At 66.8% G+C, this 21,527-nt stretch carries 18 protein-coding genes; 9 read left to right on the forward strand and 9 right to left on the reverse strand.

Annotation, left to right across the window (positions count from 1 at the left end; translation table 11 throughout):
- Window positions 1–717 precede the first annotated feature (717 nt).
- From ACLQ26_RS01715 to ACLQ26_RS01730, 4 genes are all read left to right on the forward strand, one after another.
- A complete protein-coding gene (locus ACLQ26_RS01715; RefSeq protein ID WP_425742779.1) occupies window positions 718–3,480 on the forward strand; it encodes a DEAD/DEAH box helicase family protein in 2,763 nt (920 codons plus the stop codon).
- Window positions 3,477–4,757 carry a restriction endonuclease subunit S gene (locus ACLQ26_RS01720; RefSeq protein WP_425742780.1) on the forward strand — a complete coding sequence of 427 codons (1,281 nt, stop codon included), beginning with the start codon at window positions 3,477–3,479 and terminating at the stop codon, window positions 4,755–4,757. Before ACLQ26_RS01715 ends, ACLQ26_RS01720 begins: the two co-directional genes overlap by 4 nt.
- Window positions 4,750–6,246 (forward strand): N-6 DNA methylase, encoded by a 1,497-nt coding sequence (locus ACLQ26_RS01725; RefSeq protein WP_425742781.1) that lies wholly within the window; start codon window positions 4,750–4,752, stop codon window positions 6,244–6,246. The genes ACLQ26_RS01720 and ACLQ26_RS01725 overlap by 8 nt, the downstream gene beginning before the upstream one ends.
- A 1,012-nt stretch (window positions 6,247–7,258) precedes the next feature.
- A complete protein-coding gene (locus ACLQ26_RS01730) occupies window positions 7,259–7,519 on the forward strand; it encodes a hypothetical protein (protein WP_425742782.1) in 261 nt (86 codons plus the stop codon).
- 66 nt (window positions 7,520–7,585) lie between these two features.
- Here ACLQ26_RS01730 and ACLQ26_RS01735 read toward each other — a convergent pair whose 3' ends face one another.
- Genes ACLQ26_RS01735 through ACLQ26_RS01745 form a run of 3 tightly spaced genes read right to left on the reverse strand, consistent with a single transcriptional unit; the run spans window position 7,586 to window position 9,200 of the window.
- Window positions 7,586–7,858, reverse strand: a complete 273-nt coding sequence (locus tag ACLQ26_RS01735; protein WP_425742783.1) for a hypothetical protein — start codon at window positions 7,856–7,858, stop codon at window positions 7,586–7,588.
- Window positions 7,859–7,862: 4 nt separating this feature from the next.
- Complete coding sequence (locus ACLQ26_RS01740; RefSeq protein ID WP_425742784.1) at window positions 7,863–8,957, reverse strand: hypothetical protein; 1,095 nt, start codon at window positions 8,955–8,957, stop codon at window positions 7,863–7,865.
- Window positions 8,958–8,966: 9 nt separating this feature from the next.
- Window positions 8,967–9,200, reverse strand: coding sequence for a hypothetical protein (locus ACLQ26_RS01745; RefSeq protein WP_425742785.1), 234 nt, complete (start codon window positions 9,198–9,200; stop codon window positions 8,967–8,969).
- 496 nt (window positions 9,201–9,696) lie between these two features.
- Here ACLQ26_RS01745 and ACLQ26_RS01750 point away from each other — a divergent pair, with 496 nt between their 5' ends.
- Window positions 9,697–10,131, forward strand: a complete 435-nt coding sequence (locus tag ACLQ26_RS01750) for a DUF6416 domain-containing protein (RefSeq protein WP_425742786.1) — start codon at window positions 9,697–9,699, stop codon at window positions 10,129–10,131.
- A gap of 438 nt (window positions 10,132–10,569) precedes the next feature.
- Here ACLQ26_RS01750 and ACLQ26_RS01755 read toward each other — a convergent pair whose 3' ends face one another.
- Both ACLQ26_RS01755 and ACLQ26_RS01760 read right to left on the reverse strand, forming a co-directional pair.
- Window positions 10,570–10,761, reverse strand: a complete 192-nt coding sequence (locus ACLQ26_RS01755; RefSeq protein WP_425742787.1) for a DUF397 domain-containing protein — start codon at window positions 10,759–10,761, stop codon at window positions 10,570–10,572.
- Window positions 10,748–11,554, reverse strand: coding sequence for a helix-turn-helix domain-containing protein (locus ACLQ26_RS01760; protein WP_425742788.1), 807 nt, complete (start codon window positions 11,552–11,554; stop codon window positions 10,748–10,750). The genes ACLQ26_RS01755 and ACLQ26_RS01760 overlap by 14 nt, the downstream gene beginning before the upstream one ends.
- A 394-nt stretch (window positions 11,555–11,948) precedes the next feature.
- On the opposite strand from ACLQ26_RS01760, the gene ACLQ26_RS01765 reads away from it, so the two are divergent.
- Window positions 11,949–12,224: a hypothetical protein gene (locus tag ACLQ26_RS01765; RefSeq protein WP_425742789.1), complete on the forward strand. Its 276-nt coding sequence runs from the start codon at window positions 11,949–11,951 to the stop codon at window positions 12,222–12,224.
- Window positions 12,221–12,484, forward strand: coding sequence for a hypothetical protein (locus ACLQ26_RS01770; RefSeq protein ID WP_425742790.1), 264 nt, complete (start codon window positions 12,221–12,223; stop codon window positions 12,482–12,484). The genes ACLQ26_RS01765 and ACLQ26_RS01770 overlap by 4 nt, the downstream gene beginning before the upstream one ends.
- Before the next feature lie 56 nt (window positions 12,485–12,540).
- Here ACLQ26_RS01770 and ACLQ26_RS01775 read toward each other — a convergent pair whose 3' ends face one another.
- Window positions 12,541–12,660, reverse strand: a complete 120-nt coding sequence (locus ACLQ26_RS01775) for a hypothetical protein (protein ID WP_358141067.1) — start codon at window positions 12,658–12,660, stop codon at window positions 12,541–12,543.
- Window positions 12,661–12,958: 298 nt separating this feature from the next.
- Here ACLQ26_RS01775 and ACLQ26_RS01780 point away from each other — a divergent pair, with 298 nt between their 5' ends.
- A complete protein-coding gene (locus ACLQ26_RS01780) occupies window positions 12,959–15,388 on the forward strand; it encodes an ATP-binding protein (protein WP_425742791.1) in 2,430 nt (809 codons plus the stop codon).
- Between the two features lie 62 nt (window positions 15,389–15,450).
- Here the strand turns inward: ACLQ26_RS01780 and ACLQ26_RS01785 are convergent, their stop codons facing one another.
- A complete protein-coding gene (locus ACLQ26_RS01785; protein WP_425742792.1) occupies window positions 15,451–16,962 on the reverse strand; it encodes a cellulose binding domain-containing protein in 1,512 nt (503 codons plus the stop codon).
- A gap of 233 nt (window positions 16,963–17,195) precedes the next feature.
- Between ACLQ26_RS01785 and ACLQ26_RS01790 the strand changes: the two genes are divergently transcribed.
- On the forward strand, window positions 17,196–17,906 hold the full coding sequence (locus ACLQ26_RS01790; RefSeq protein WP_425742793.1) for an SDR family oxidoreductase: 711 nt from the start codon (window positions 17,196–17,198) through the stop codon (window positions 17,904–17,906).
- A gap of 74 nt (window positions 17,907–17,980) precedes the next feature.
- Here ACLQ26_RS01790 and ACLQ26_RS01795 read toward each other — a convergent pair whose 3' ends face one another.
- Both ACLQ26_RS01795 and ACLQ26_RS01800 read right to left on the reverse strand, forming a co-directional pair.
- Window positions 17,981–20,776, reverse strand: a complete 2,796-nt coding sequence (locus ACLQ26_RS01795; protein WP_425742794.1) for a TIM-barrel domain-containing protein — start codon at window positions 20,774–20,776, stop codon at window positions 17,981–17,983.
- Window positions 20,777–20,937: 161 nt separating this feature from the next.
- Window positions 20,938–21,324, reverse strand: a complete 387-nt coding sequence (locus ACLQ26_RS01800; protein ID WP_425742795.1) for a hypothetical protein — start codon at window positions 21,322–21,324, stop codon at window positions 20,938–20,940.
- Between the last annotated feature and the right edge of the window lie 203 nt (window positions 21,325–21,527).

Below are 21,527 nucleotides of genomic sequence, written 5' to 3' on the forward strand. Positions count from 1 at the left end.
TCCCTGACGTCGGAGACGTAGCACTCCACGAAATGGTCACCAGGCAACCTCCTCGACGATCCCGAGGGTACGGCTGCGGAGCACGATCGGGCTGGGTGCCTCCTGAGGTGCTTCCACCCCCGGTGACCCGGTGGCAAGCCAGTCCTGGGGTTGGACTGGCGCGGCAGGCGGAAGCCCCGGGCACCCGCGCAGAGTGGCCCCGCAGGCTTCCGTCACGGCCTGACTTAGAGCTGGCTCCTACTCCCGTTTGGGGGCGGTCTCCCGGCGGCTGTCGGTGGCTCACCGCCCCGGCGCCGTAGGCGGCCGGGGCGGCTTGCCGCCGGCCGGGCTTGCCGCCCCGCACCGCGCGCAGCGCGGTGCCTTGATCCAAAACAGAGAAATTCGGCAGCAGAGACCGATCCGCGACCGATCCGCGACCGATTCGTGGGGCGGAAGGCCGTGACCGGTGACTCGGGCGATTCATCCGGCGAGGTTCGCTCGCGCCCGAGGCCTCGGGCGGCTGTCCGTGGTCGACCTGCTGGTAGCCGCCCTCGTCCCCGTCCGTTGCTGTCTCCGCTGCCGTCAATGCTGATGCCGCAGACGGTTTAGGAAACCAGTGGCGAGCCGACCACTGACCGCGACGCGAGCTGGGAAAACGTCAATGGGACTCTCGGCCAGAATCTTGGTCATTCCGCGTATGTTCCGGATCTTTGCCCTCCGCCTTAAACTCTCCAGCACATGGACGGGATCGCGGGGAACCAACGTCTGGCGGCTGAGCAGCGTGCGCGCCTGTTCATCGACCGCCAGCTGACGGGTGCTGGCTGGGCCATTCAGGACCGCAAGGCGATGAACCTGTTCGCCGGCCAGGGCGTCGCGGTTCGCGAGGTGGTGATGGCCAAGGGCCATGGCCGGGCTGACTACCTGCTCTATATAGATCAAAAGGCTGTCGGCGTCATCGAGGCTAAGCCCGAGGGCACCCCGCTGTCGGGGGTGGAATGGCAGTCTGCCAAGTACGCCGAGGGTCTACGAGCGGAGGTGCGGCTCAAGGCTCTGACCGTGGACGGGCGGTTGCCGTTCGTATTCGAGGCGAGTGGTGCCGAGACTCATTTCACCAACGGCTTTGATCCGCAACCGCGGGCCCGCCGCATCTTCGCATTTCCTCAGCCCGGCACGCTGGCCCGTATCCTCCGGGATGCTGAGACAGATCCGAAGCGGCCGACATGGCGCGCCAAGGTGCGGCACCTGCCGCCGCTGGACACCGCTCCACTGCGACCCGCCCAGATAACCGCGATTCGGGGTGTTGAACGGTCACTTGGCGAGCAGCGGTTCGACCGGTCGCTGGTGCAGATGGCCACCGGCGCTGGCAAGACCTACACCGCCGTCACGGAGGCTTACCGCCTGCTCAAGCATGGTGGATTCGCTCGGATCCTGTTCCTGGTCGACCGCAACAACCTGGCCGATCAGACGCTGGCCGAGTTCCAGAACTACCGCACCCCTGATGACGGGCGCCGGTTCACCGAGTTGTACAACGTCGACAAGCTGACAAGTGCGGGAATGCTCCGAAGCTCCAGCGTCGTGATCTCTACGATTCAGAGGGTGTATCGGGTGCTGGCCGGCGACACGGCACCCGAGGGTGACGACCCCGGCTTGGACGACTATGTACCCGACGCACCGGTGGCCGTCACCTACAACCGGGAGCTGCCGCCCGAGGCGTTCGATCTGGTGATCGTCGACGAGGCGCACCGATCCATCTATGGTGTGTGGCGGGGTGTGCTGGAGTATTTCGACTCCCACATCGTGGGCCTGACCGCCACCCCCGGCAAGCAGACCTTCGGCTTCTTCCGGCAGAACCTTGTCTCCGAGTACACCTACCCGCAGTCGGTCGCCGATCGCGTCAACGTCGACTTCGACCTGTACCGGATTAAGACTCAAATCAGCGAGCAGGGCTCCCGCATCGAGGCCGGCACCGTCGTCCCCAAGGTTGATCGGCGCACCCGCGTGCAGCGCCTCGAAGAGCTTGACGAGGACCTGGAGTACACCAGCAAACAGCTGGACCGTGCTGTCACCGCGAAGTCACAGATCAGGCTTGTGCTGGAGACCTTCCGAGACAAGCTGCCCATCGAGATCTTTCCCGGCCGCACGACGGTGCCGAAGACGCTGATCTTCTGCAAAGATGACGCCCACGCCGAGGAGGTCGTCACCACGGTGCGGGAGGTGTTCGGGAAGGGCAACGACTTCGCCGCAAAGATCACCTATAGCGCCAGGGATCCCAAGGGCCAACTGCAGGCGTTCCGGACCTCTGCCAGCCTGCGCATCGCCGTGACCGTAGACATGATCGCCACCGGCACAGACGTCAAGCCGCTTGAGTGCATCTTTTTCATGCGCGACGTGCGCTCGGCGTCGTACTTCGAACAGATGAAGGGCCGCGGGGCCCGGACCATCGCCGCCGCCGACTTCCAGGCGGTCACCCCCGATGCGACAGAAAAGACCCGGTTCGTCATCATCGATGCGGTCGGCGTCACCGAGCACGACTTCGTCGACCCGCCGCTCAACCGGGAGAAGGGCGTCTCCCTCAAGCAATTGCTTGACAAGGCCGCTGCCCTCACCCTCACCGAGGCGGAAGTCGCGACCCTCGCCTCCCGCCTCGCGGCGCTGGAACTTCAACTCACGCCGGCTGAGCAGGCCGAACTCGACCAGGTCGCAGGCACACCCGTCCGGGACATCGTCCGGGGCCTGGTCGACGCGGTCGATCCTGACATCCAGGCGAAGGCGACCGCCCTCGCCCCCGACCCGGCGGCGGCCATTCAGGGGCTGCTGGACGCCGCAGTAAGACCGCTGGCTGCCAACCCTCAGCTACGGCAGCGGATCCTGGAGCTCCGTCAGGCCCACGATCGGGTGATCGACGAGGTCAGCGTAGATACACTCGTCGACGCCTACGGGGTGGTGGACACCTCTCGTGCCCGCTCGATCGTCGAGTCCTGGCGGGAGTACCTCGACGAGCACCGTAACGAGATTACTGCAATCCAGCTACTCACAGAGGCGCGCGACCGGCCCATCTCGTTCACGGACATCCAGGAACTGGCTGACCGCATCAACCGGCCGCCGCACAACTGGACGCCCGACCTACTCTGGTCCGCCTACGAAGCCCTCGACGCCGGTCGTGTCAGGCACAGCGACCGGCATACCCTTACAGACCTCGTGTCGCTGATCCGGTTCGCCGTTGGCGACGATGATCGGCTGGTGCCCTACGGCGACCAGGTCCGCGAGCGGTACGCTGCATGGCTGCTCCAGCAGCAACAGGCTGGGGCGATCTTCAGTGATGCAGAGAGATGGTGGCTAGACCGGATGGTTGAGGTAATCGCTGTGTCGGCAGGCATCAGACCTGACGACCTAGAGAACGCCCCCTTCACGGAGCGCGGCGGGATAGACGGTGCCGTCCGGGACCTCGGTGCGAAGGCATCTACCGTACTCAACCAGCTCAACTCCGCCCTTACAGCATGACGAATGAGGATGTACCCGCCGGCTGGAAGCAGTCGCCGCTTGGCGATGTGTCCACCTTAGTGCGGAATGGCCTCTTCGCGCGACGGCCAGTCGATGAGCCAATTGGCGTCCCTATTCTGCGTATCTCCGCTGTCCGCAACGGACGCCTCGACTTGGCCGACATTCGCTATGTCCCAGAACTCGAACCAGCCGCAATCGCCAAGTACTCACTCCGTCCCGGCGACCTACTTTTCACGCGCTATAACGGATCCAGGCGACTAGTCGGCAGATGCGCCCCGGTTCCTACCCACGAGGGACCGATCATCCACCCGGACAAGCTCATACGAGTCGTACCGCGGTACGACGTGATCGACAGCCGATTTCTGGCATTGCAGGCTGAATCTGGCCGTGTTCGTCGGTTCCTTGAACCGCGGATCAAGACAACCGCCGGGCAGTCAGGCATCACTGGTACCGATATCCGAGAATTGCCTGTGGCGTACCCCGAGCTGCGAGAACAGCGGCGGATCGTCGAGATTCTGGAGGACCACTTTACGCGCCTCGATGCGGCAGACGGCTACGTGGCTGACTCGGTCAGCCGAGCGCGTAAGCTAGTGTCCTCGGCGCTACTCTCGGAGCAGTTGATCACCTCGGCCCAGCAGAAGACCCTCAAGCAGTTGCTCGGCGAACCCCTGTCGAACGGCAGGTCTGTTCCCACAAGAGAGGGCGGCTTCCCCGTTCTTCGCCTAACTGCCTTGAAGGCCGACGGGGTGGATCTTAAGGAACACAAGGAGGGGGCGTGGTCCGCCGACGAGGCGCGGCCGTTTCTCGTGGAACACGGGGATTTCTTGGTTTCACGAGGCAACGGCAGCCTACGGCTCGTAGCGCGGGGTGCTCTAGTGCTGGATAAGCCCTTTGCCGTCGCCTATCCTGACACGCTGATCAGGGTGCGCATCGATCCCGGTCAGATGCTGCCTCAGTTCTTGTCGGCAGTCTGGAACTCCCCCCTAGTGCGACGGCAGATTGAAGCGGTGGCACGAACCACAGCCGGGATTTACAAGGTCAATCAAAGGCAACTGGAAGCGATCGTTCTGCCAGCACCGAAGCTCGACGATCAGATGCAGGCGTGCTCACGAATAGAACGCATAAGGGTAACAGCAGTAGGACTCTCCGACGCGCTGGAAATATCTGCACGGCGGTCTGCAGCTCTCCGAAGAGCTCTCCTCACTGCTGCTTTCTCCGGTCAACTGACCGGACAGACGACTGATCTAGAAATTGCTGAGGAGGTTGCTCGTGTCTGACGGCCGGCGCTTGATAGATAAGCTGTGGTCATACTGCCATGTGCTGCGCGACGACGGCGTCGGAACGATCGAATACACCGAGCAGCTGACCTATCTTCTATTCTTGAAGATGGCGCACGAACGCGAGACGCGTTCGTTTATGCGTGAGCGCATCGTGCCGTCACACTGTTCTTGGCAGCGGCTCCTCGATGCCGATGGCGACGAGTTGGAAGTGACGTATCGTCACATTTTGGAAGAGCTTGCCAAGCAGCCGGGCACGCTGGGTACGATCTTCCGCAAGGCGCAGAATAGGATCCAAGACCCAGCCAAGCTAAAGAGACTAATCGTCGATCTTATCGATAAGGAGAACTGGTCGGCTACGGGCATCGACGTTAAGGGCGGCGCCTACGAGGAGCTTCTGTCCAAGGGTGCCGAGGACATCAAGTCAGGCGCGGGACAATACTTCACCCCCCGTCCGCTGATTCAGGCGATCGTCGACTGCATGCAGCCAACCGTTCGGGATACCGTCGTTGATCCAGCTGCTGGGACCGCCGGCTTCTTGCTAATAGCTCACGAGTATGCGTCTCAGCGCGCCGAGACACTTACGCCGAGCGAGCGCAGCCACCTGCGGGACGAGCTGGTTCACGGTGTCGAATTGGTGCCAGGGACGGCACGCCTCGCCGCAATGAACCTACTGCTCCACGGCATCGGTACACCGACGGGTGATAGCCTGATCGACGTCAAGGACGCTTTGCTGGCCGATCCCGGGAAACGCTACTCGGTGGTCTTGTCGAACCCACCCTTCGGGCGCAAATCGTCGCTGACGATGGTCGGCGCTGATGGTCAGGAAGCCTCGGACGATCGAGAGATCGAACGTCAAGATTTCGTCGTAACGACTGCCAACAAGCAGCTCAATTTCCTGCAACATATTGCGACAATTCTTGACATCAACGGACGTGCTGCAGTGGTGCTTCCCGACAACGTTTTGTTCGAGGGCGGAGCAGGGGAAAAGCTGCGACGTCGCTTGCTAAACGATTTTGACCTCCATACCATGCTGCGCCTACCCACAGGGATCTTTTACAAGCCCGGAGTCAAGGCTAACGTCCTATTTTTTGACAAGAAGCCCGCGTCGGAACACCCTTGGACCGAACGCCTTTGGATCTATGATCTTCGAACCAATCTGCATTTTACGCTCAAGCAGAATCCTATCCGCCGTAGACATTTGGACGACTTTCTAGCGTGCTTTGCACCCGCCAAGCCGCGTACGGAGCGCGAGGAAAACGAACGTTTCAGGTCCTTCACGTACGAGGAATTGATTAACCGTGACAAGGTCAACCTGAACGTCACATGGTTGCGGGACAACTCTTTAGAGGATACAGACAATCTTCCTGCACCAGAGGTAATTGCCCAAGGGATTGTTGAAGACCTTACAGCGGCTTTGGTTGAATTCGGGGTCGTGGCAACCGCCCTTGAAGAGAAGCCATCGCGGACGAGTGACGTGGTCGGATGACCCGTAGCTACTTGGTAGTCCTTGGGGAGCGCAGGGCAATCGCCTGGGTGCTCAGAACTGAGGCGATGGCCTTTCCGGTGACACCGCGAGCCGAGGTGGCTGAACTTGCGGCCGGGGACCGGCTCTTCCTCTATGCCACACGTGGGGCATGGCACAACCCTGTACGCGATCGCGGCCGTATCATCGGTATCGCCACGGCCACCTCCGCAGCAGAGAAGGTTGCCGACGTCATTGAGATCGCTGACAGGACGTTCCATTCCAGGTGTTCGCTCCGGATCGACGGTCTGGTGCCCTACCCCTCTGGGCTAGAACTTCAGCCCTTGGTCCCTGATCTCGACGCCTTTCCCAAGCCTGAGGCGTGGGCACTCTTTCTAAGGCGGCCGTTGGTTCGACTGTCAGAGGCGGATGCCGACTTGCTGTCTGGCAGGCTGCGCCCTCTCCTGACTACGCGAGTCCAGGCTCTGGCAACATATCCACCTATCGGTGATCCTCAGCGTTAAGCCGCTCGGCGCGGGATCCCATGCTGCCTGAGGCTCGTGCAGAAGCCGTTGAGGTCGGGGTGGGGGTGGGGCGCATGCACCCATGGGCAGGCCCCTGGCCTGCCGGCAACGCCGGCCCTAGGGGTCGCAGAGGCTCCGAGGTCAAGGGTGGCCCGCAGGGCCGTCGCGCAGCGACGCGAAGCGCCCTTGACCTTGGAGCGGGCAGCCCCGCACACTCCGCGCCGCATCCCCATGCCGCCGTAGGCGTCGCTGGCGGCGATCTGTCGGAGGTCGGTGTGGTCGGCCAGGACGTCACGGGCCATCTCTTGGAGGTCTTCGCCGGCGCGTAGGCCGAACTCGCTGCCGCACAAGACGAGAGATCCGGGCTTCTGACGGGTGGCCTCAACGTTCTCGACCACCCACGGAAGTTCGGCGCGAGCGAGCTGGCGGAGCATCGCATCGAGTATCCAGCCCGTTCCGTCACCGCCCACCCGACTAACGAGAGCGCTGTGGTCGTGGCAAGGCGGGGACGCATGAACGGCGTCAAAGCCGTTGAGTGGGATCGTGAGAGCGTCACCGTGCACGAACTTGAACGGGTAGCGAGGCTGCGGCCGGATGTCCACGCCGACGACCTCGAACCCTGCCACGTGATAACCCATGGCGGCACCGCCCGCGCCGCAGAACAGGTCGAGCAGTCGAGGCCGAGGCATCAGAGCGCCCCCGCCCCGAACGACAGCAACGATGACAGCAACCGCGTCGGACGCCAGCACCCCAAGGAGTGCGGACACGGATGAAGCTCCGAGCGGGCAGCCGGCACCGAACGAGCACGGACAAGGTGCACAGAGCTTGTAAGCGAGGCGTCAGTCTGGCAGTTGGGAGCCGGAGGCGAGGCCGTTGCGTTCTTCCGGGGTCATCTTTTGGTAGGCGTTCCAGAAGGTCTGGAAGGGGGCTGTTAGCTCGGTGCCGTAGATCGGGCTGGTGGCTGCCTGGCGCAGAGTGAGTTCGCCGTCTTGGACTGCGGCGGCCATCTCGCGGAGCAGAGGGTTATCGCTGTGGGCGAGGCGGTCCAGGATTCGGCGGAGGGCGTGGCTCCGTTCGTCGTCGCCACCGGCGATGTCGTCTAGGCCGTCCACGTGCTCATGCCGTCGCGTCGGCGAGGGGGTGGTCGTAGCGTCCGCCGTCGGGGAGTGCGGGGAGAGCCACAGTGTCGAGGCTGCTGAGTTCGCGGGTAAGAATGGCGCGGAAGGCGAGGATGGCGGCGGAGATTTGCTGGCAGAGTTTGGTTGCTTCGCCCCAGAGTCGGAACATGTTGGCGACCTCGGCGGCGGCGACGCCGTAGCCGACGATCGCGCCGACCCCGCTGGCGGAGGTGACGGTGCCGGCGGCGGCGGCGGCACCCATGATGATGGCGCCGTCGATCAGGCTTTTGACGACGCCACCGATGGCTTCTCCGGCGGACCAGACGGCGTCGGCCATCTCTCGGTATGCCTTGCTGATGGCGGCGAGGGGGGTGTGGAGGTCGGCGGTGGCGTTGGCGGTGGTCGTGAAGTAGCGGAAGGCTCCGTCGCCGGCGACGCCCTGCCAGACGGGATGCAGGGTGGTGGTGCCGGCTTGGACGTTGTAGGCCAGGTCGTGCAGGGCGCCGCCGATGTTGTCGACGACGGGTGCCATCTTGGCCACGGCTTCCCAGTCTCCGGAGACTTGGCTTTGGATTCTGCCGATGGGGTCGAAACCGAAGACGTGGTTGAACACTTCGTTAACCCAGTTCGCTGGGCTGATGTAGTCCATCCAGCCCAGCGAGTTCGCGGGTTTGGCTGGGTCGCCCGGGGTGTCGAGGTGGCCGCGGACGTCGCGGACGTCGACGAAGTTCTCCGGAGCGCAGGGGTTGTTCGCTAGTTCCAGTTCAAGGGCGGTGATGCACCGGTCGCCTGCTGGCGGCAGTGCCCGGTCAAGGCGGTCGGCGTTGGCCAGGTCGGTGGTGCGGTAGTAGCCGGCGGCGGCCTGCAGCTCGGGGGCAGAGTTCTCTAGCAGGCAGGCGAGTCGGTTGAGGGTGGCGTTGATGACCTCGACCGCCTGCTCGTGCGCGGCTTTGGCAATCTCAATTTGCTCACCTCCGGTCGCGACGTCGGCGTAGCGGTCGAGGTAGTTGCGAATTTCCCAGACGTCGACGGCGGCGCGGTCGACCTGGCGGGCGAAGCCGACCAGGGCTTGCGGCTCGACGGACAGCGTCATCGGCGTCGCCTAGTCCGTGAGGAAGATGCCGGTCACGCCGACCACGGCGAGGACGACGGCGGCGGCGAGTACGTAGAGCCGTGGACGCGGCTCCCGGACGACGTAGGTGGACAGGCCGAATGCGCCACTGAGGATGGCGATCGCGTACCACGGGAAGGTCGTCGGCGTGGGCTGGCCTATGAAGATCATCCAGGTAGCCATGACCGCAACGAAGACCGTGGCGTACGCGACGGTCTGCCGCATGTTGCGGTTAGCAGTGTGCTGCAAGCGAGAGACCGACGTGCGGTAAGCCTCCGCTGCCGCAGCGCGTTCATCCTCGCTGACCTGTCGCCGACTGATACGGCTACCAGACTTCCGGACCCCACCCATGACGCCGAAGATACAACGAGAGTCACCCTGCCGCTGCCCTGCGTAAGGCTGCCCGCGCACGCATATGTTCCAACCGGTCGGAACGCCGACGCCCGATGGGCGATAGCGACAGCGTGCGCGCGGTCGGCGCTGGCCTCATTCGGCAGCGAACTTGTGGACCAGGACGTACAGGTGGAAGAGCCCAGCCGCCATCGGCAGACGAATCTAGAAGGTCGTCGCTCGTTGTCACCGACGGAGAGGCGGGAATGACCGGGGTTGACCTAGGTCAGCAGCCCCTCACTAGCCCCTTGCGAGGGATCTTCGGTTCTTCTATGCTTTCGGTCTACCGGCCCTCTACTTTGGAGGGCAGAGTCGAGGGTTGGGGGAACTAATGCTAGACGTAACGGTCAAGGTGCCGGCCGATCGGCTGGCAGACTTCTACGCAATGCACAGCCGCTGGCTGGCCGAGGAGGTCTCGGGAGGGTCGGCCGCCAAGGGGGGAAAAGAGGGGCTTGAGCCATGGGGGCCGTCAGACGCCGAGCTGGCAAAGAAGGTCTGGGGCAAGTTCAGTGACAGTGCGAAGGCGCTGTTTTCTATCCTGATTGATTCGCCGGGCCGGGAGTTTGGGGGTGATGAGCTAGCGGAACTGCTGGACATGTCGGGCAAGAACGCAGTTGCAGGACTACTCGGCTGGCCTGGCCGACACTGCATCGAGGCTAGACGCGAGTGGCTATGGGACTGGCGCTATCCCGACGGTCTCACAGCGGTGTATTGGCTGACTCCCGAGATGGCTGAGCTGTTCAGGTCGGCACGAGACGCCGGATGAGGACTGCCTCCGAGCAGCCAAGAGAGCAGCCAAGTCGGCGAACTGTAGCGGACGATCGCGGACGTAGGCATCGGGTCTAGCCGGGCGTCGAGTGGCAGACCAGCGCCCTGAGGCCGACTCGTAATGCGTAGGTCGACGGTTCGATTCCGTCAGGCGGCTCAGCACGGAAGCCCAGGTCATTGGCCTGGGCTTCGCCATTTGTCACAATGTCTCGGCGGCCGTCGGTGGCTCGCCACCCTGTTGCCCCCGGCAGCGGAGGGCCGCTTGGATCCGGGGACACGAATGCGACTGCCATGCCCGAGCGCTGCTCGGGCCCAAGGCGTCCGCGTTGGCGCTACTGTGCGGCCGCTGTTTGGTTGTTCGCCAAGGGAAGGATAGTTGGTTCGCGGCAGTCTGATTCGTTGTCCACGTGCCAGCCGCTGAATGCGGTGCGTCTGGTTACGGCCGTTCGGCGATCTGGGCGACGAACGCGACCCAGGCAGCGGGGGCGAAGGTCAATGCCGGTCCAGCGGCGTCCTTCGAGTCGCGGACGGCAACGACACCGGGCAGGTTGCCCGCCACCTCGACGCAGTTCCCGCCGCTCGCGCCGCTGCGGGTGGACTTGCGCCACCGGGCGTTACTGAGGTCCATGATGGCTCTCAACTTCCTTCAGCAGGTCGATGGACTGCCGGCGCGGTAGAGCCTCGTTTCGGACGCTCTCCCACCTTGCCTGAAGCGTAGCTACCTCATCGTCCTTGTCGATGACGTCCCCGCCAAGCTGGTTTTCGAGGTGCCCAACCCACATGCCCTCGCTCGACCGAGCCAGCGCGAACGGCCCGGACAACCCGATGTGTAGGCCACTGCCGACCGGGATGACGTGGACGTGCACGTGGGGGAGTTCGGCCATCGCGACCAGGTGGGCGACCTGCTGGGCCATGATTCCGCCCAGACCGTCACCCGTGCGCCGTATCGCGGCTTCGTCCAGCACGGCGACGAACTGTGGCCGGTGCTCGCCGGTCAGGATCGCCTGCCGGCTCATGCGCACCTGCACACGCTGCTCGACCTCTTCGTCAGTAAGGCTTTCGTCCGTCCGCAGGACCGTGCGGGCATAGTGCTCAACCTGTAGCAGGCCGGGGATCAGATTCGGCTCGAAGTAGCGAAGCTGTGTCGCCTCGCGCTCGGCATCTAGCCAGGGCAGGAACCACGACGGGGTGCCGAACTTCGTCGCCAGGCGCTCGAAGAGCCCGCCGTTCTTCAGCGCCCGGTCAGTTCCCTTGATGAAGTCCATCGTCAGCGCTCGGGTGCCGCTCTCCACGGCGCTGACGTGCGAGGCGCTGAAGCCCGCTGCCCGGCCGAATGACTCTTGCGTCATCCCGGAGGCTCCACGAGCGCGGCGGATCTCGCTCACGATGAAGTCCGCGAGAGGGCTCGGCACGTCAGCCATTCAAGGCTCCTCAAATCGGAGATCGACTACCCGAGGTGCCACACGTCCGGCGGCTGTTCTGCCAGCTCCGGCCCGGACACCTGGAACGTCTTACGAGCGTAGTGGTCTCCACAGCAGAGTGTCACCAGGCGGCGCGGCTGGTAGGGACCACGAGACCCGGCGGTCGCGTTCGTAGCGGGGCCGCTCCCGACGGGCGAGCACTCACGGGAGCGGCCCCTTCCCAACAGCACCAAAGGGGAGAGACCGTGCCCGTCGACGCCCGAGCCAAATCCCGCCAGCCGGCCGCGCCCACCTCAGGAGGCACCGATCATCCCCACGACCCGTGGCAGCCCGGACGATCACTCCCTTCCCCGGGCGCGAGCCGCGCTTTCGCGTACCCCAGGGGGTCGCGGTGATGGGGACGCTGAAGGCCGGCGACGTGATCCTCTTGACCACGGCGGCGAGCGTGCAGTTCCTCCGCCCGATCTTCGTGCGCGTCATCCGCGAGCTGCCCGAGCGGCACACGTACGACGGATGGGTCTGGATTGAGGGCTACCAACTGAACGCGGCGGGCGACGCGGTGGCGCGGCGCGAGTTGTACGTGAGGCGTGCGGGCCTGCGCTTGCAGGCCCCGCCCGGCAAACCGACCAGGTCAGCCAAACGCCACCGGGATTCGGCGCGGGTCGGATGACCGCCCGCCCTCGCCCGCACCTGCCGATGCGCCCGGCGTGGCGGTGCCGCAACTGCGCCGCGCCCTGGCCGTGCAACCCGGCTCAGCTCGCCCTCGCGACCGAGTTCTACGGCCACTCGATAGCCCTGGCGTTCTACCTCGCCGCGTCGATGCAGGAGGCGATCGACGACGCGTACGGCCTGGGGCTGTGCCCGGACGTGCCCGCGCTGCACGCCCGGTTCCTCGGTTGGTTGTCGCTGGCGCGACGGTCGCACCGGTAGCAGCGAACGCACCGGCCGGGTGGGGTAGCCCACCCGGCCGGTGTCGAGCCAGTACGTCAGTGCTTCTTGAACACCGGCATGGTGTCAAGTGTGGTGGTGATGTTCTGCGTGGTGCCGCCCCGGTACGTCTTCCCGGTGAAGATGTCGGTCCAGCTGTTGCCCGGCGGGAACCACACCGACGTCGTCGCGGGCGAACGGTGTCCATCGACGTGCCGTGACAAACCAAGCCCGGGGGTTGGACTGGCGCGGCAGCCGGAAGCCCCGACCACGCGATCAGGCCAACCCGCCGGCTTCCGTACGGCCTCGGTGGACCTGGTTTCTCTGGCCGATGGGGCGTTGTCCCCGGCAGATGTCGGTGGCTCACCGCCCGCCATGGCGATACTCACACTCGGTGCACAGTGGCTCGTAACTCGTCACGCACATGCGAGCATCGACGTACGTTACGTCACTGCGGGCGCTTGGTGGTGGGGGAGCATGCCCAAGAGTCAGGTACGGCGTGACCACTTCGGAGACCTCCTCAGGACCCTCCGCTTGGAGCGGCGGCTGACCCAGGAGGAGCTTGCCGAGGCGGCCGGTTCCAGTGTCCGCGGAATCCGGGAGATGGAGCGCGGCCGGGTGCGTAGCCCGCAACGACGGACGGTGGTACTGCTCGCCGACGCCCTGCGGTTGGCCGGGGAGGATCGCGATCGTTTCGTCGCCCTGGCCCGGGTCGAGCGGCAGCCGGACGACCGCGTGGCGGTGCCGGACGACCGCGTCGCGGAGGTGCCGCATGACCGTTCGGCGTTTGTCGTACCCGGGGAACTGCCCGCCGCCGTACCGGACCTGGCCGGCCGGGCGGAGATCCTGGAACGGCTCTCGGCGCTGGCCGCCGACGTCACCGCAGGACGGCCGGACACCGCCTCGGTGGTGGTGCTGCACGGACCGCCCGGGATCGGCAAGACCAGCCTCGCCGTCGCCGCTGGACATCGACTCAGCCCGGCCTTCGCCGGCGGACAACTCTTCGTCGACCTGCAGGGCGCCTCGCCGGACGACCCGGTCGACCCGGCCGAGGCGCTGGCCGGATTGCTGCGGTCGCTCGGGGTGCCGGACAGCCGGGTGCCGGTGTCGCCGACCGAGCGGGGTGGTCTGTTCCGCACCCTCACTCGGGACCGGCCGCTCCTGGTGGTCCTGGACAACGCGGCAAGCGAGGCACAGGTACGCCCACTGCTGCCCGCCGGGCGGGGATGCCTCGCGCTGGTCACCTGCCGGCGTCCACTGACGGGTCTTGCCGGTGCGGTCCGCCTGCCGCTCGACCTGCTCGCCCCGGCAGCCGGTCGACTGCTGCTAGCGGCGATCGTCGGCGCCGACCGGATCGCCGCCGAGCTGGCCGCGGCCGACCAACTCGTCAAACTCTGTGGCCGGCTGCCGCTGGCCGTTCGGATCGCCGGCAACCGCCTCGCCAGCCGACCGCAATGGTCGGTCGGTTGGCTGGTGGACCTGCTCCGCGACCAGCGTCAGCGGCTGACCGTTCTGACCGCCGGAGACCTGGGCGTTCGATCCGCGTTCGAGGTCTCCTACCGGCAACTGGACCCGATGACCGCGCGAGTGTTCCGGCGGGCCTCGCTGATTCCCGGCCCCGACTTCGAGCCCGCGCTGGTCGCCGCCGTGGCCGGCACCGACGAGGACACCGCGGCGGCGGCCCTGGAGGAGTTGGTCGAGGCCGGTGTCCTCCTGACCATGGGGGACCGGTACCAGTTCCACGACCTGCTCCGGCTCTACGCCCAGGAACGCCTTGACGCCGAGGAACAACAGGCATCCCGGACGGGCGCGCACGATCAGATGGTCGGCTGGCTGCTGCGGCGTACGCGGCAGGCCGGCTTGATGTTCGAACCGGTCGCCTCTCGGGTCGACTCCCCGTTCGACGACGATCGGGCGGCGGCGTACTGGTTGAATCGGGAGTCCGTCAACTGGCTGGCGGCTTTGCGCGACGCGGCCCGGCGCGGTCGGCACGCCGACGTGGTCGCGGTCACCAGGGCTCTGCACTGGTACTCGGACGCCAACAGCCACCGGCACTCCTGGGACGAGATCTTCTCGCTGGGAGTGGCCGCGGCCCGGGCCGCCGGTAGCCCGCGCGACGAGGCCGTACTGCTGAACTTCCTGGGCTGGGCCCGGTACTTCTGCCGGGACCGCAACACCGACGGGCTGGCCGCGCTGGACCGGGCGCTGGAACTGGCCCAGCGGATCGGGGACCGCCGCGAGGAGGCGTGGGCGCTGACCTACACCGCCGCGATCTTCATTCGGATCGGCCGCGGCGGGGCGGCCGTCGACCACTGCCGCCGGGCCGTGGGCCTCTTCCGCGAGATCGGGTACGCCCTCGGCGAGCACAGCGCGGCGAGCGCGCTGGGCGCAGCGCTGGCAACGCTCGGCCGGTTCGCCGAAGCGGCCGAGTTGCACGGCGACGTGCTGGCGTTCTACGTCCAGGGCAACGGTCTCAGTCGTACCGGCGCGGTGGTGGCCCAGGCCGGCGCGATGATGAGTCTCGGTGCGGATCTGGCCGGGATGGGTCTTTGGCGGAACGCCGCTGACGAGTACGCCCGCGCCCGGCGGCTGTTCAACAGGTGCGGCGCGACGTTCAGCGAGGCCATCGCCATCCATCGCTACGGGCTCGCGCTTCAGGCGTTGGGCGAGGCCGACGCGGCGGCCGAGGCGCTGCGGGCGGCGCTGGCCCTGTATGCCGCGCTGTCCTGCCCTTGGTGGGAGGCGCAGACCCTGTCCGCGCTCGCGGCGCTTGCCGGCTCGGCTCCGGGCCAGGCTGCTGACGCCCGCCTGCTGCGACAGCGGGCGCTCGACCGGTGCGGCGAACTGGACGCGCCGGAGGTGCGGACCCTGCGCGCCACCCTGCGACGCGAACTGGCCGAGTCCTGATCCCAGGCACACACCGGGCCCCGCCGAGGATGCGGCGGGGCCCGGTGTTGCAGGGACAGGGGTCAGTTGCAGGTGGTGCCGTTGAGGGTGAACGGTGCCGAGGTGGCGGGGGGGCCGCTCGCGGTGAAGCCGAAGTTGACGGCGCCGCCGGTCGGGATGGTGGCGTTGTAGTTCTCGTTGGTGACGGTCACCGCCGAGCCGGCCTGCTGGAAGACGCCGTTCCAGTGGCCCTGGACGAGTTGTCCACCCGGGAAGGTGAAGCCCACCGACCAGCCGTTGGCGGCCGGGCCGTCGTTGTAGACGGTGACGCTGGCGCTGTAGCCGGTGACCCACGAGTTGGTGACGACGAAGGAGACCCGGCAGGTACTGGCGATCTTCGTCGCCGGTACGAGGTTGCCGTAGTCGTCGCGGGCGGTGGCGAAGTCCTGGAACCCGAAGCCCCGACCGGCCGATCGGGTGGTGGTGCCGGCGGCGAGCACGGTGCCGTTGGCGTTGACGGCGTAGACCGGGCCGCCGCTGTCGCCGCCCCGTGCGGACTCCTGGCCGTCGAGCTGGGTGGCCTCGACGAGGTCCTCGATGTCGTCGTAGTGGTAGTCGACCCGCAGGTTGCAGACCGGACCGCCGATCGCACCCGCGGAGGTGTACCCGGACTGGCACAGCAGTTGGCCGGGGAAGACCTCGGTCCAGCCGATCACCTGGGTTCGGACCTCGTCCTGCTGACCGCCGACGTAGAGGTGGCCGCCGGGTGTCGGCGTTGAGATGATCATCGTGTCGTGGTTGTCATTGCTGGCGACCGCGTAGCCGACCAGGGTGCCGGTGCCGGTGGTCTTGTTCCAGCCGACGTGCCAGGGCGAGCCGACGGCTCCGCAGTGTTCGGCGGTCAGGATGTAACCGGCGTTGGTGTCCGCGTTGCGGACGCCGAAGCCTGCGGTACACCCGGGCGTGGTGAACCCGATGCCCGCCCCGCCGTCGAACGGCGCGGAGTCGTTGGCCCGTGACCGTGCGACCATGCGGTCGCGTTCGACGAAGCTGGTACGGACGCCGGTGACCGGTAGCTTCGGCAGCTTGGCCGGGGTGTGGTCAACGGCGATCTCGATGCCGGTACCATCCGTGCGCAGCCTGACCGAGTGGCTGGCGTCCGCCGGGTCGGCTTCCACCACCGGGGTGAGTCTGGCGGCGGCCTTGCGCAGTTCGGCGCGGGAGTAGGTGGCGTTGGCCACCTCGACCGGCGCGGTGCGGCGGGCGGCGGTGACGACTGCGGCGATGTCGGCGGGCGGCGCACCCTTCCACCACAGGGTGACGTGGTCGTCGACCAGGCCGATACCGGCATAGCCGCGTGCCGGCGCGCGTTCCACCGCGGTGCGGATGACATTGGCCACGTCGACCAGTGGGGCCTGGGCGACCATCTGGTCCAGGGTCCGTGCCGGGATGATGTCGAGGAGGGACTTGGCGGCCCCGGCGGCCCCCGGTTGGCCGGACTCCGCGTACGCGGAGGTGGGACCGGTGAGCGCTGTCGCGCCGACCAGTGCCCCGACGATCACCGTACTGGCGATCGCTTTCCGTATTGATGTCATGCCGCTGAGTCAAGCAACGTCCGCTGCCGGGAGACAGGCAGGACGCCCGGCAGGAGTCATCATGCCGGCGGTCCTGCCGGCAGTCGTCCGTGGTCTGCCGCACCGTGCTCGGCGTACGCGGATCGGTGCTCGCGCGATCGCCGATCACCGAGGGGCCCGCGTCCCGATCCGCACAGTGACCCACCTCGCAAATGTTTGCCCCTGACGTTAACGTGAGGTTTTAGCGTGGGGGCATGCAGATCAACGGTACGAAAGCCCTCGTAACAGGTGCCAACCGTGGACTCGGCAAGGCCTTCGCCGAGGGGCTCCTCGCCCGCGGTGCCACCACCGTCTACGCCACCGCCCGCCGGCCTGAGAGCATCGACATCCCCGGCGTGGTCCCCCTCCACCTGGACATCACCGACCCGACGTCCATCGAGGCCGCCGCAGCCGAGGTGGGCGACCTTGACATCCTCATCAACAACGCCGGCATCTCGACGAACGCACCCCTGCTCGGCCCCTCCACGGAAAACATCCGTCGCGAGTTCGACACCAACTTCTGGGGCACCCTCAACGTCACCCGCGCCTTCGCTCCCAGGCTCGGCGGGGGTGCCATTCTCAACGTCATCTCAGCGCTGAGCTGGTACGCCTTCGCCCCTGCCAGCAATGGCTACGCCGCCTCCAAAGCCGCCGAATGGTCTCTCACCAATGGCATCAGACTTGAGTTGGCCGACCAGAAAACCCAGGTTACCGCCCTCGCCCTGGCGATAGCCGACACCGACATGATGGCCGCCTACGACATCCCTAAACTCCCGCCCCGCGAGGTGGTCGCCATCGCCCTGGACGGCCTGGAGGCGGGCAAGCTCGAAGTAATCGCCGACAGTCCTACCGCCAACGTCAAGGCCTCGCTCTCCCGCGACCCGGCCCTCTTCTACGCCGACATCTCCGCCGCCCTCTTCGGCTGACACCACCGCCTCCCGCGCCGCCGGCCGGGTGGGTTACCCCACCCGGCCGGCATCTTGATCCCTGCAAAGAGGCTTTAGTGCTTCTTGAACACCGGCATGGTGTCAAGCGTGGTGGTGATGTTCTGCGTGGTGCCGCCCCGGTACGTCTTCCCGGTGAAGATGTCCGTCCAGCTGTTGCCCGGCGGGAACCACACCGACGTCGTGGCGGTGGTGCCCGGCGTCGTCACCGGCGCGACCAGGTAGTCCGGGCCGTAGAGGTACTGGGAACCGGCGGTGGCGTACGCGGCCTGCTCATTCGGGTACGCCAGGTACATCGAGCGGACGATTGGCGTACCCGTGCGGGTGGCCTCCTTGGCGGCGGCGTAGGTGTACGGCAGCAGCTTCTCCCGCAGGTTCAGGAACTTCTTGGCCGACGCGTTCGCCGCCGGGCCGTACTGCCAGGGCAGCCTGTCGCTGTGGTTGGAGTGCAGCCGGTCGATCGGCTGGAACGTGCCGAACTGCACCCAGCGGGCGTACAGGTCGTCGGGCAGTTTGGTGCTGCCCGGCTCGGTGCCCGGCTCCTGGAGGCCGCCGGTGTGCCCGCCGATGTCGTGGCTGACCGCGGCCAGCCCGGTCGCGGCCGACTCGCCAGGCGTGTAGCCGACCTCCATCTGCAGGGTCGACCAGTCGGAGGTGGTGTCGCCGGTGAAGTGCAGCGTGGTGCGCTTGTCGGCCCACGGGCCGGTCACCACCGGCGTCGGGCTGCCGTAGCCGCCGGCCTGCAACGAGCCGTACGCCCGGGAGAAGGCGAAGCCGGTCTTGTCGGCGTACTGCTTGTTGATCCACGCGTCGGCGGTCACCCCGTCGAGCGAGGACTTCGTGTTGTCGCAGCACCAGTCCAGCCACCAGAAGTCGGGGCCCTTGCTGCCCTTCGGGATCATCCCATCGTGCAGCTGCAGGTACGCCTTGAGCTGGTCCGGGTCGCCGAAGTCGAACGCGTAGCAGTCGGCACCGCCGTTGCAGCCGACGCGCTGGAGCTTGCCCTTCGCGGTGGCCTGCGCCTGCGCGAACTTCGGGTCCGAGCCGAGGATGCTCGGGTGGATGTTGATGCCTGTGTGCAGGCCCTGCTTCCTCGCCCAGTCGAAGAACGCCTTGGGGTCGGGGATCCGGGTGGGGTCGATGCTCCAGCCGTTCCACTTGTCCGGCGCCTTGATGTCGGTGTCGAGGACAAGAACATCCATGGGTACGCCCTCCGCCTTGGCCCGGGACACCAGGTCCTGGAACTCGGTGGCGGTGCGGTCGTAGTACTCGGAGTACCACACCCCGTACGCCCACTTCGGCAGCAGCTTCGTCGGCCCGGTCAGGGTCGCCAGGTCCTTCAGGGCACGGGTGAAGTCCTGCCCGTACGCGAGGACGTAGCCGTCCTGCTCGGGAGCCGGCCGGGGCTTGGTGGTGCTCAGGGCCGAGGCCGAGTCGTCGAGCAGGTACCAGCCGTCCTGATAGAGCAGGCCCGGAGCGGTGAGCGCGGAACCGGTCACGCCGTCCAGGCCCCGGCGGTAGCCGCCGAGCGGCGCGTGCGGGGCGAGCAGCGGGGAGCCAGTGCTCGTGACGGCGACCGTGTCGACGTTGACGTTGCAACTGGCGTCGGTGGGGCAGCCCAGCGTCACGGTGTTGGTGCCGCGGTCGAGGTGGACCGGAACGGAAACGGTGTTCCAGTAGTCCCATCCGCTGGTCGGCGGGAGGGTCGCCGTGACCGGCGCCACCGTTCCCGCAGTGACGGACATGGTGCGCGCCTGGCTCGGCTGGGCGCCGGCCTGGCCGTTGGCGTAGCGGATCTGCACCTGGTACTCACCCGCTGACGGGACATCCGTCACGGTGAGCGCGTCGGCGGAGCTGGTGCTCTCCAGGCCGGCCAGGAATCCCGTACCGGATGCGCCGTTGTGGTCGTTCGCGGGCCTCGCGCCGCCGGTCAGCGCGCCGGTCTCGGCCTCCGCCAGCGTGCCGAACCGCAGGGGCTGCGGCTGGGGCGGGGTCGGCGCCGGGAACGGATCACCAGGGTTGACCACCGCGAGGCTGTCGACGTTCACGTTGCCGGAGTCGTTGGGACCCCGTACCACGCTGATCTCGTGCTTCCCGGCGGTGAGGTCGACAGGCACGGTGGCCAGGCCCCAGGTGTCCCAGTTCGCGGTGGGCGGCAGCGTCAGCGTGTGGCCGGCGTCGCCGTCGACCTGGACCGTCAGGGTGCGGGCCACGTTCTGGCCGTCGCCGCCCGTGCTGTTGGCGTAGCGGACGGCGAGCTGCTTCGTGCCGCCCTCCGGCGCGTCGAGCGCGAACGTGACCGAGTCGCCGGACGAGGCGAAGCCGGCCGTGAAGCCGCGTCCGGTGAATCCCTGGTGGTCGGTGGCCACGCCGGGACCGTTGAGCTGGAGCGATTCGGCCTCGCAGAGCGCGCCGAACGCGCAGGCCGGAGCGGTGTGGCCGGCCCAGGGCTGGCCCTGCACGATCTGCTTGCCGGTCGTGAGCCGCACGGTGAGGTTGTCGGCGGTGAACGCGCCCGAGCCGACCTTGTACCGCAGCGTCATCGCGCCGGTGTCGATGGTGAGCCAGCCGTGCTCGACGTGCTTCGTGGAACGCGTACGGGGGAAGTCGTCGCGCCCGATGGCGTTGAACGTGGCGGCGTCGGTGAACCTGCCGTCCTTCTGGTATTCGGTGCGGATCAGGGTCGGGGACAGCACCTCGAAACGGGCGTCGCCCGACCGTACGGCGTCGTCCTGCGCTCGGTGGTGGCTGGCCTGGGCCGGCGCGGACGGAGCGAGTGCCAGCCCGGTGACGAGAATGCCTGCCGCGGCGGCTGCCGTCGCGCGGCGGCGTGGTGAGTTCCGATAGAGCAAGATGCGCTCCTCGTCTCATATGGAGGAAATGAGTCGATGACAACGCTGTCACTCGCCCGAAACGTATGTCAACGGGCGTCGGAGGGTGTCCCATCTCTCTTTGGCGCACAGGCTCACGGCCGTGGCGCGGGAGGATGAGCGCGGCGAGCCCACGCGGGTAGCTACCAGATCTGTGCACGTTCATCGATGAAGCGAGGCGGGTCGCCGAGGAAGGTGTCGGCCGGGACCGCTCCGTGCGCCAGGCTGAGAGTGTCCAACCGGTACAGCGTGGCGCCACCATTCATCCCGGTGAAGCGATAGTTGATCTGCCAGCGCAGCCATTCGCCGCGGACCAGTCGTACTGTGGGCGGCCGGCGGTGACGGCGCGGCACGCCCCAGGAAGCGGCGACCAGTTCGACCTGAAGCTGACCGTCCACCACCCGGAGGCGCGCCTCGCTCCGGTACGGCCCAGGTGCCGCGACGGCCTCGCGAGGCTCGAAACCATCGGCCTCCGCCATGTCGACCTCATGGGTGAGCGGCACCGCCTGTGCCGGGAGGATGAACGACACAGGTGCCGCGTTACGCCGAGTTGCCTCGATCCCTCCACGCGAACGCCTGGTCCACGACGTCCGAACCCACTGCACCACGGCATCCACACGCGGATACTCAGCCTGCTACCTGCCCCGACGCAACTCAGAATCCCGCGTTGCTGCGCTCTTCTAAAGTCCCGATCATGACCCGTCGACGGCCGAGCCGAACCTTCCTACGAGCG

The sequence above is a fragment of the Micromonospora sp. DT43 genome (genome assembly GCF_049841645.1).
In the GTDB taxonomy this organism is placed as follows: Bacteria; Actinomycetota; Actinomycetes; order Mycobacteriales; family Micromonosporaceae; genus Micromonospora.

Excerpts from the sequence above, each read along its gene's own strand:
- ACLQ26_RS01715 (WP_425742779.1), top strand. The coding sequence starts at position 718 with ATGGACGGGATCGCGGGGAACCAACGTCTGGCGGCTGAGCAGCGTGCG.
- ACLQ26_RS01750 (WP_425742786.1), top strand. The coding sequence starts at position 9,697 with ATGCTAGACGTAACGGTCAAGGTGCCGGCCGATCGGCTGGCAGACTTC.
- ACLQ26_RS01745 (WP_425742785.1), bottom strand. The coding sequence starts at position 9,200 with ATGCGGCAGACCGTCGCGTACGCCACGGTCTTCGTTGCGGTCATGGCT.
- ACLQ26_RS01780 (WP_425742791.1), top strand. The coding sequence starts at position 12,959 with ATGCCCAAGAGTCAGGTACGGCGTGACCACTTCGGAGACCTCCTCAGG.
- ACLQ26_RS01730 (WP_425742782.1), top strand. The coding sequence starts at position 7,259 with ATGAACGGCGTCAAAGCCGTTGAGTGGGATCGTGAGAGCGTCACCGTG.
- ACLQ26_RS01720 (WP_425742780.1), top strand. The coding sequence starts at position 3,477 with ATGACGAATGAGGATGTACCCGCCGGCTGGAAGCAGTCGCCGCTTGGC.
- ACLQ26_RS01790 (WP_425742793.1), top strand. The coding sequence starts at position 17,196 with ATGCAGATCAACGGTACGAAAGCCCTCGTAACAGGTGCCAACCGTGGA.
- ACLQ26_RS01765 (WP_425742789.1), top strand. The coding sequence starts at position 11,949 with ATGGGGACGCTGAAGGCCGGCGACGTGATCCTCTTGACCACGGCGGCG.
- ACLQ26_RS01760 (WP_425742788.1), bottom strand. The coding sequence starts at position 11,554 with ATGGCTGACGTGCCGAGCCCTCTCGCGGACTTCATCGTGAGCGAGATC.
- ACLQ26_RS01785 (WP_425742792.1), bottom strand. The coding sequence starts at position 16,962 with ATGACATCAATACGGAAAGCGATCGCCAGTACGGTGATCGTCGGGGCA.
- ACLQ26_RS01770 (WP_425742790.1), top strand. The coding sequence starts at position 12,221 with ATGACCGCCCGCCCTCGCCCGCACCTGCCGATGCGCCCGGCGTGGCGG.
- ACLQ26_RS01740 (WP_425742784.1), bottom strand. The coding sequence starts at position 8,957 with ATGACGCTGTCCGTCGAGCCGCAAGCCCTGGTCGGCTTCGCCCGCCAG.
- ACLQ26_RS01755 (WP_425742787.1), bottom strand. The coding sequence starts at position 10,761 with ATGGACCTCAGTAACGCCCGGTGGCGCAAGTCCACCCGCAGCGGCGCG.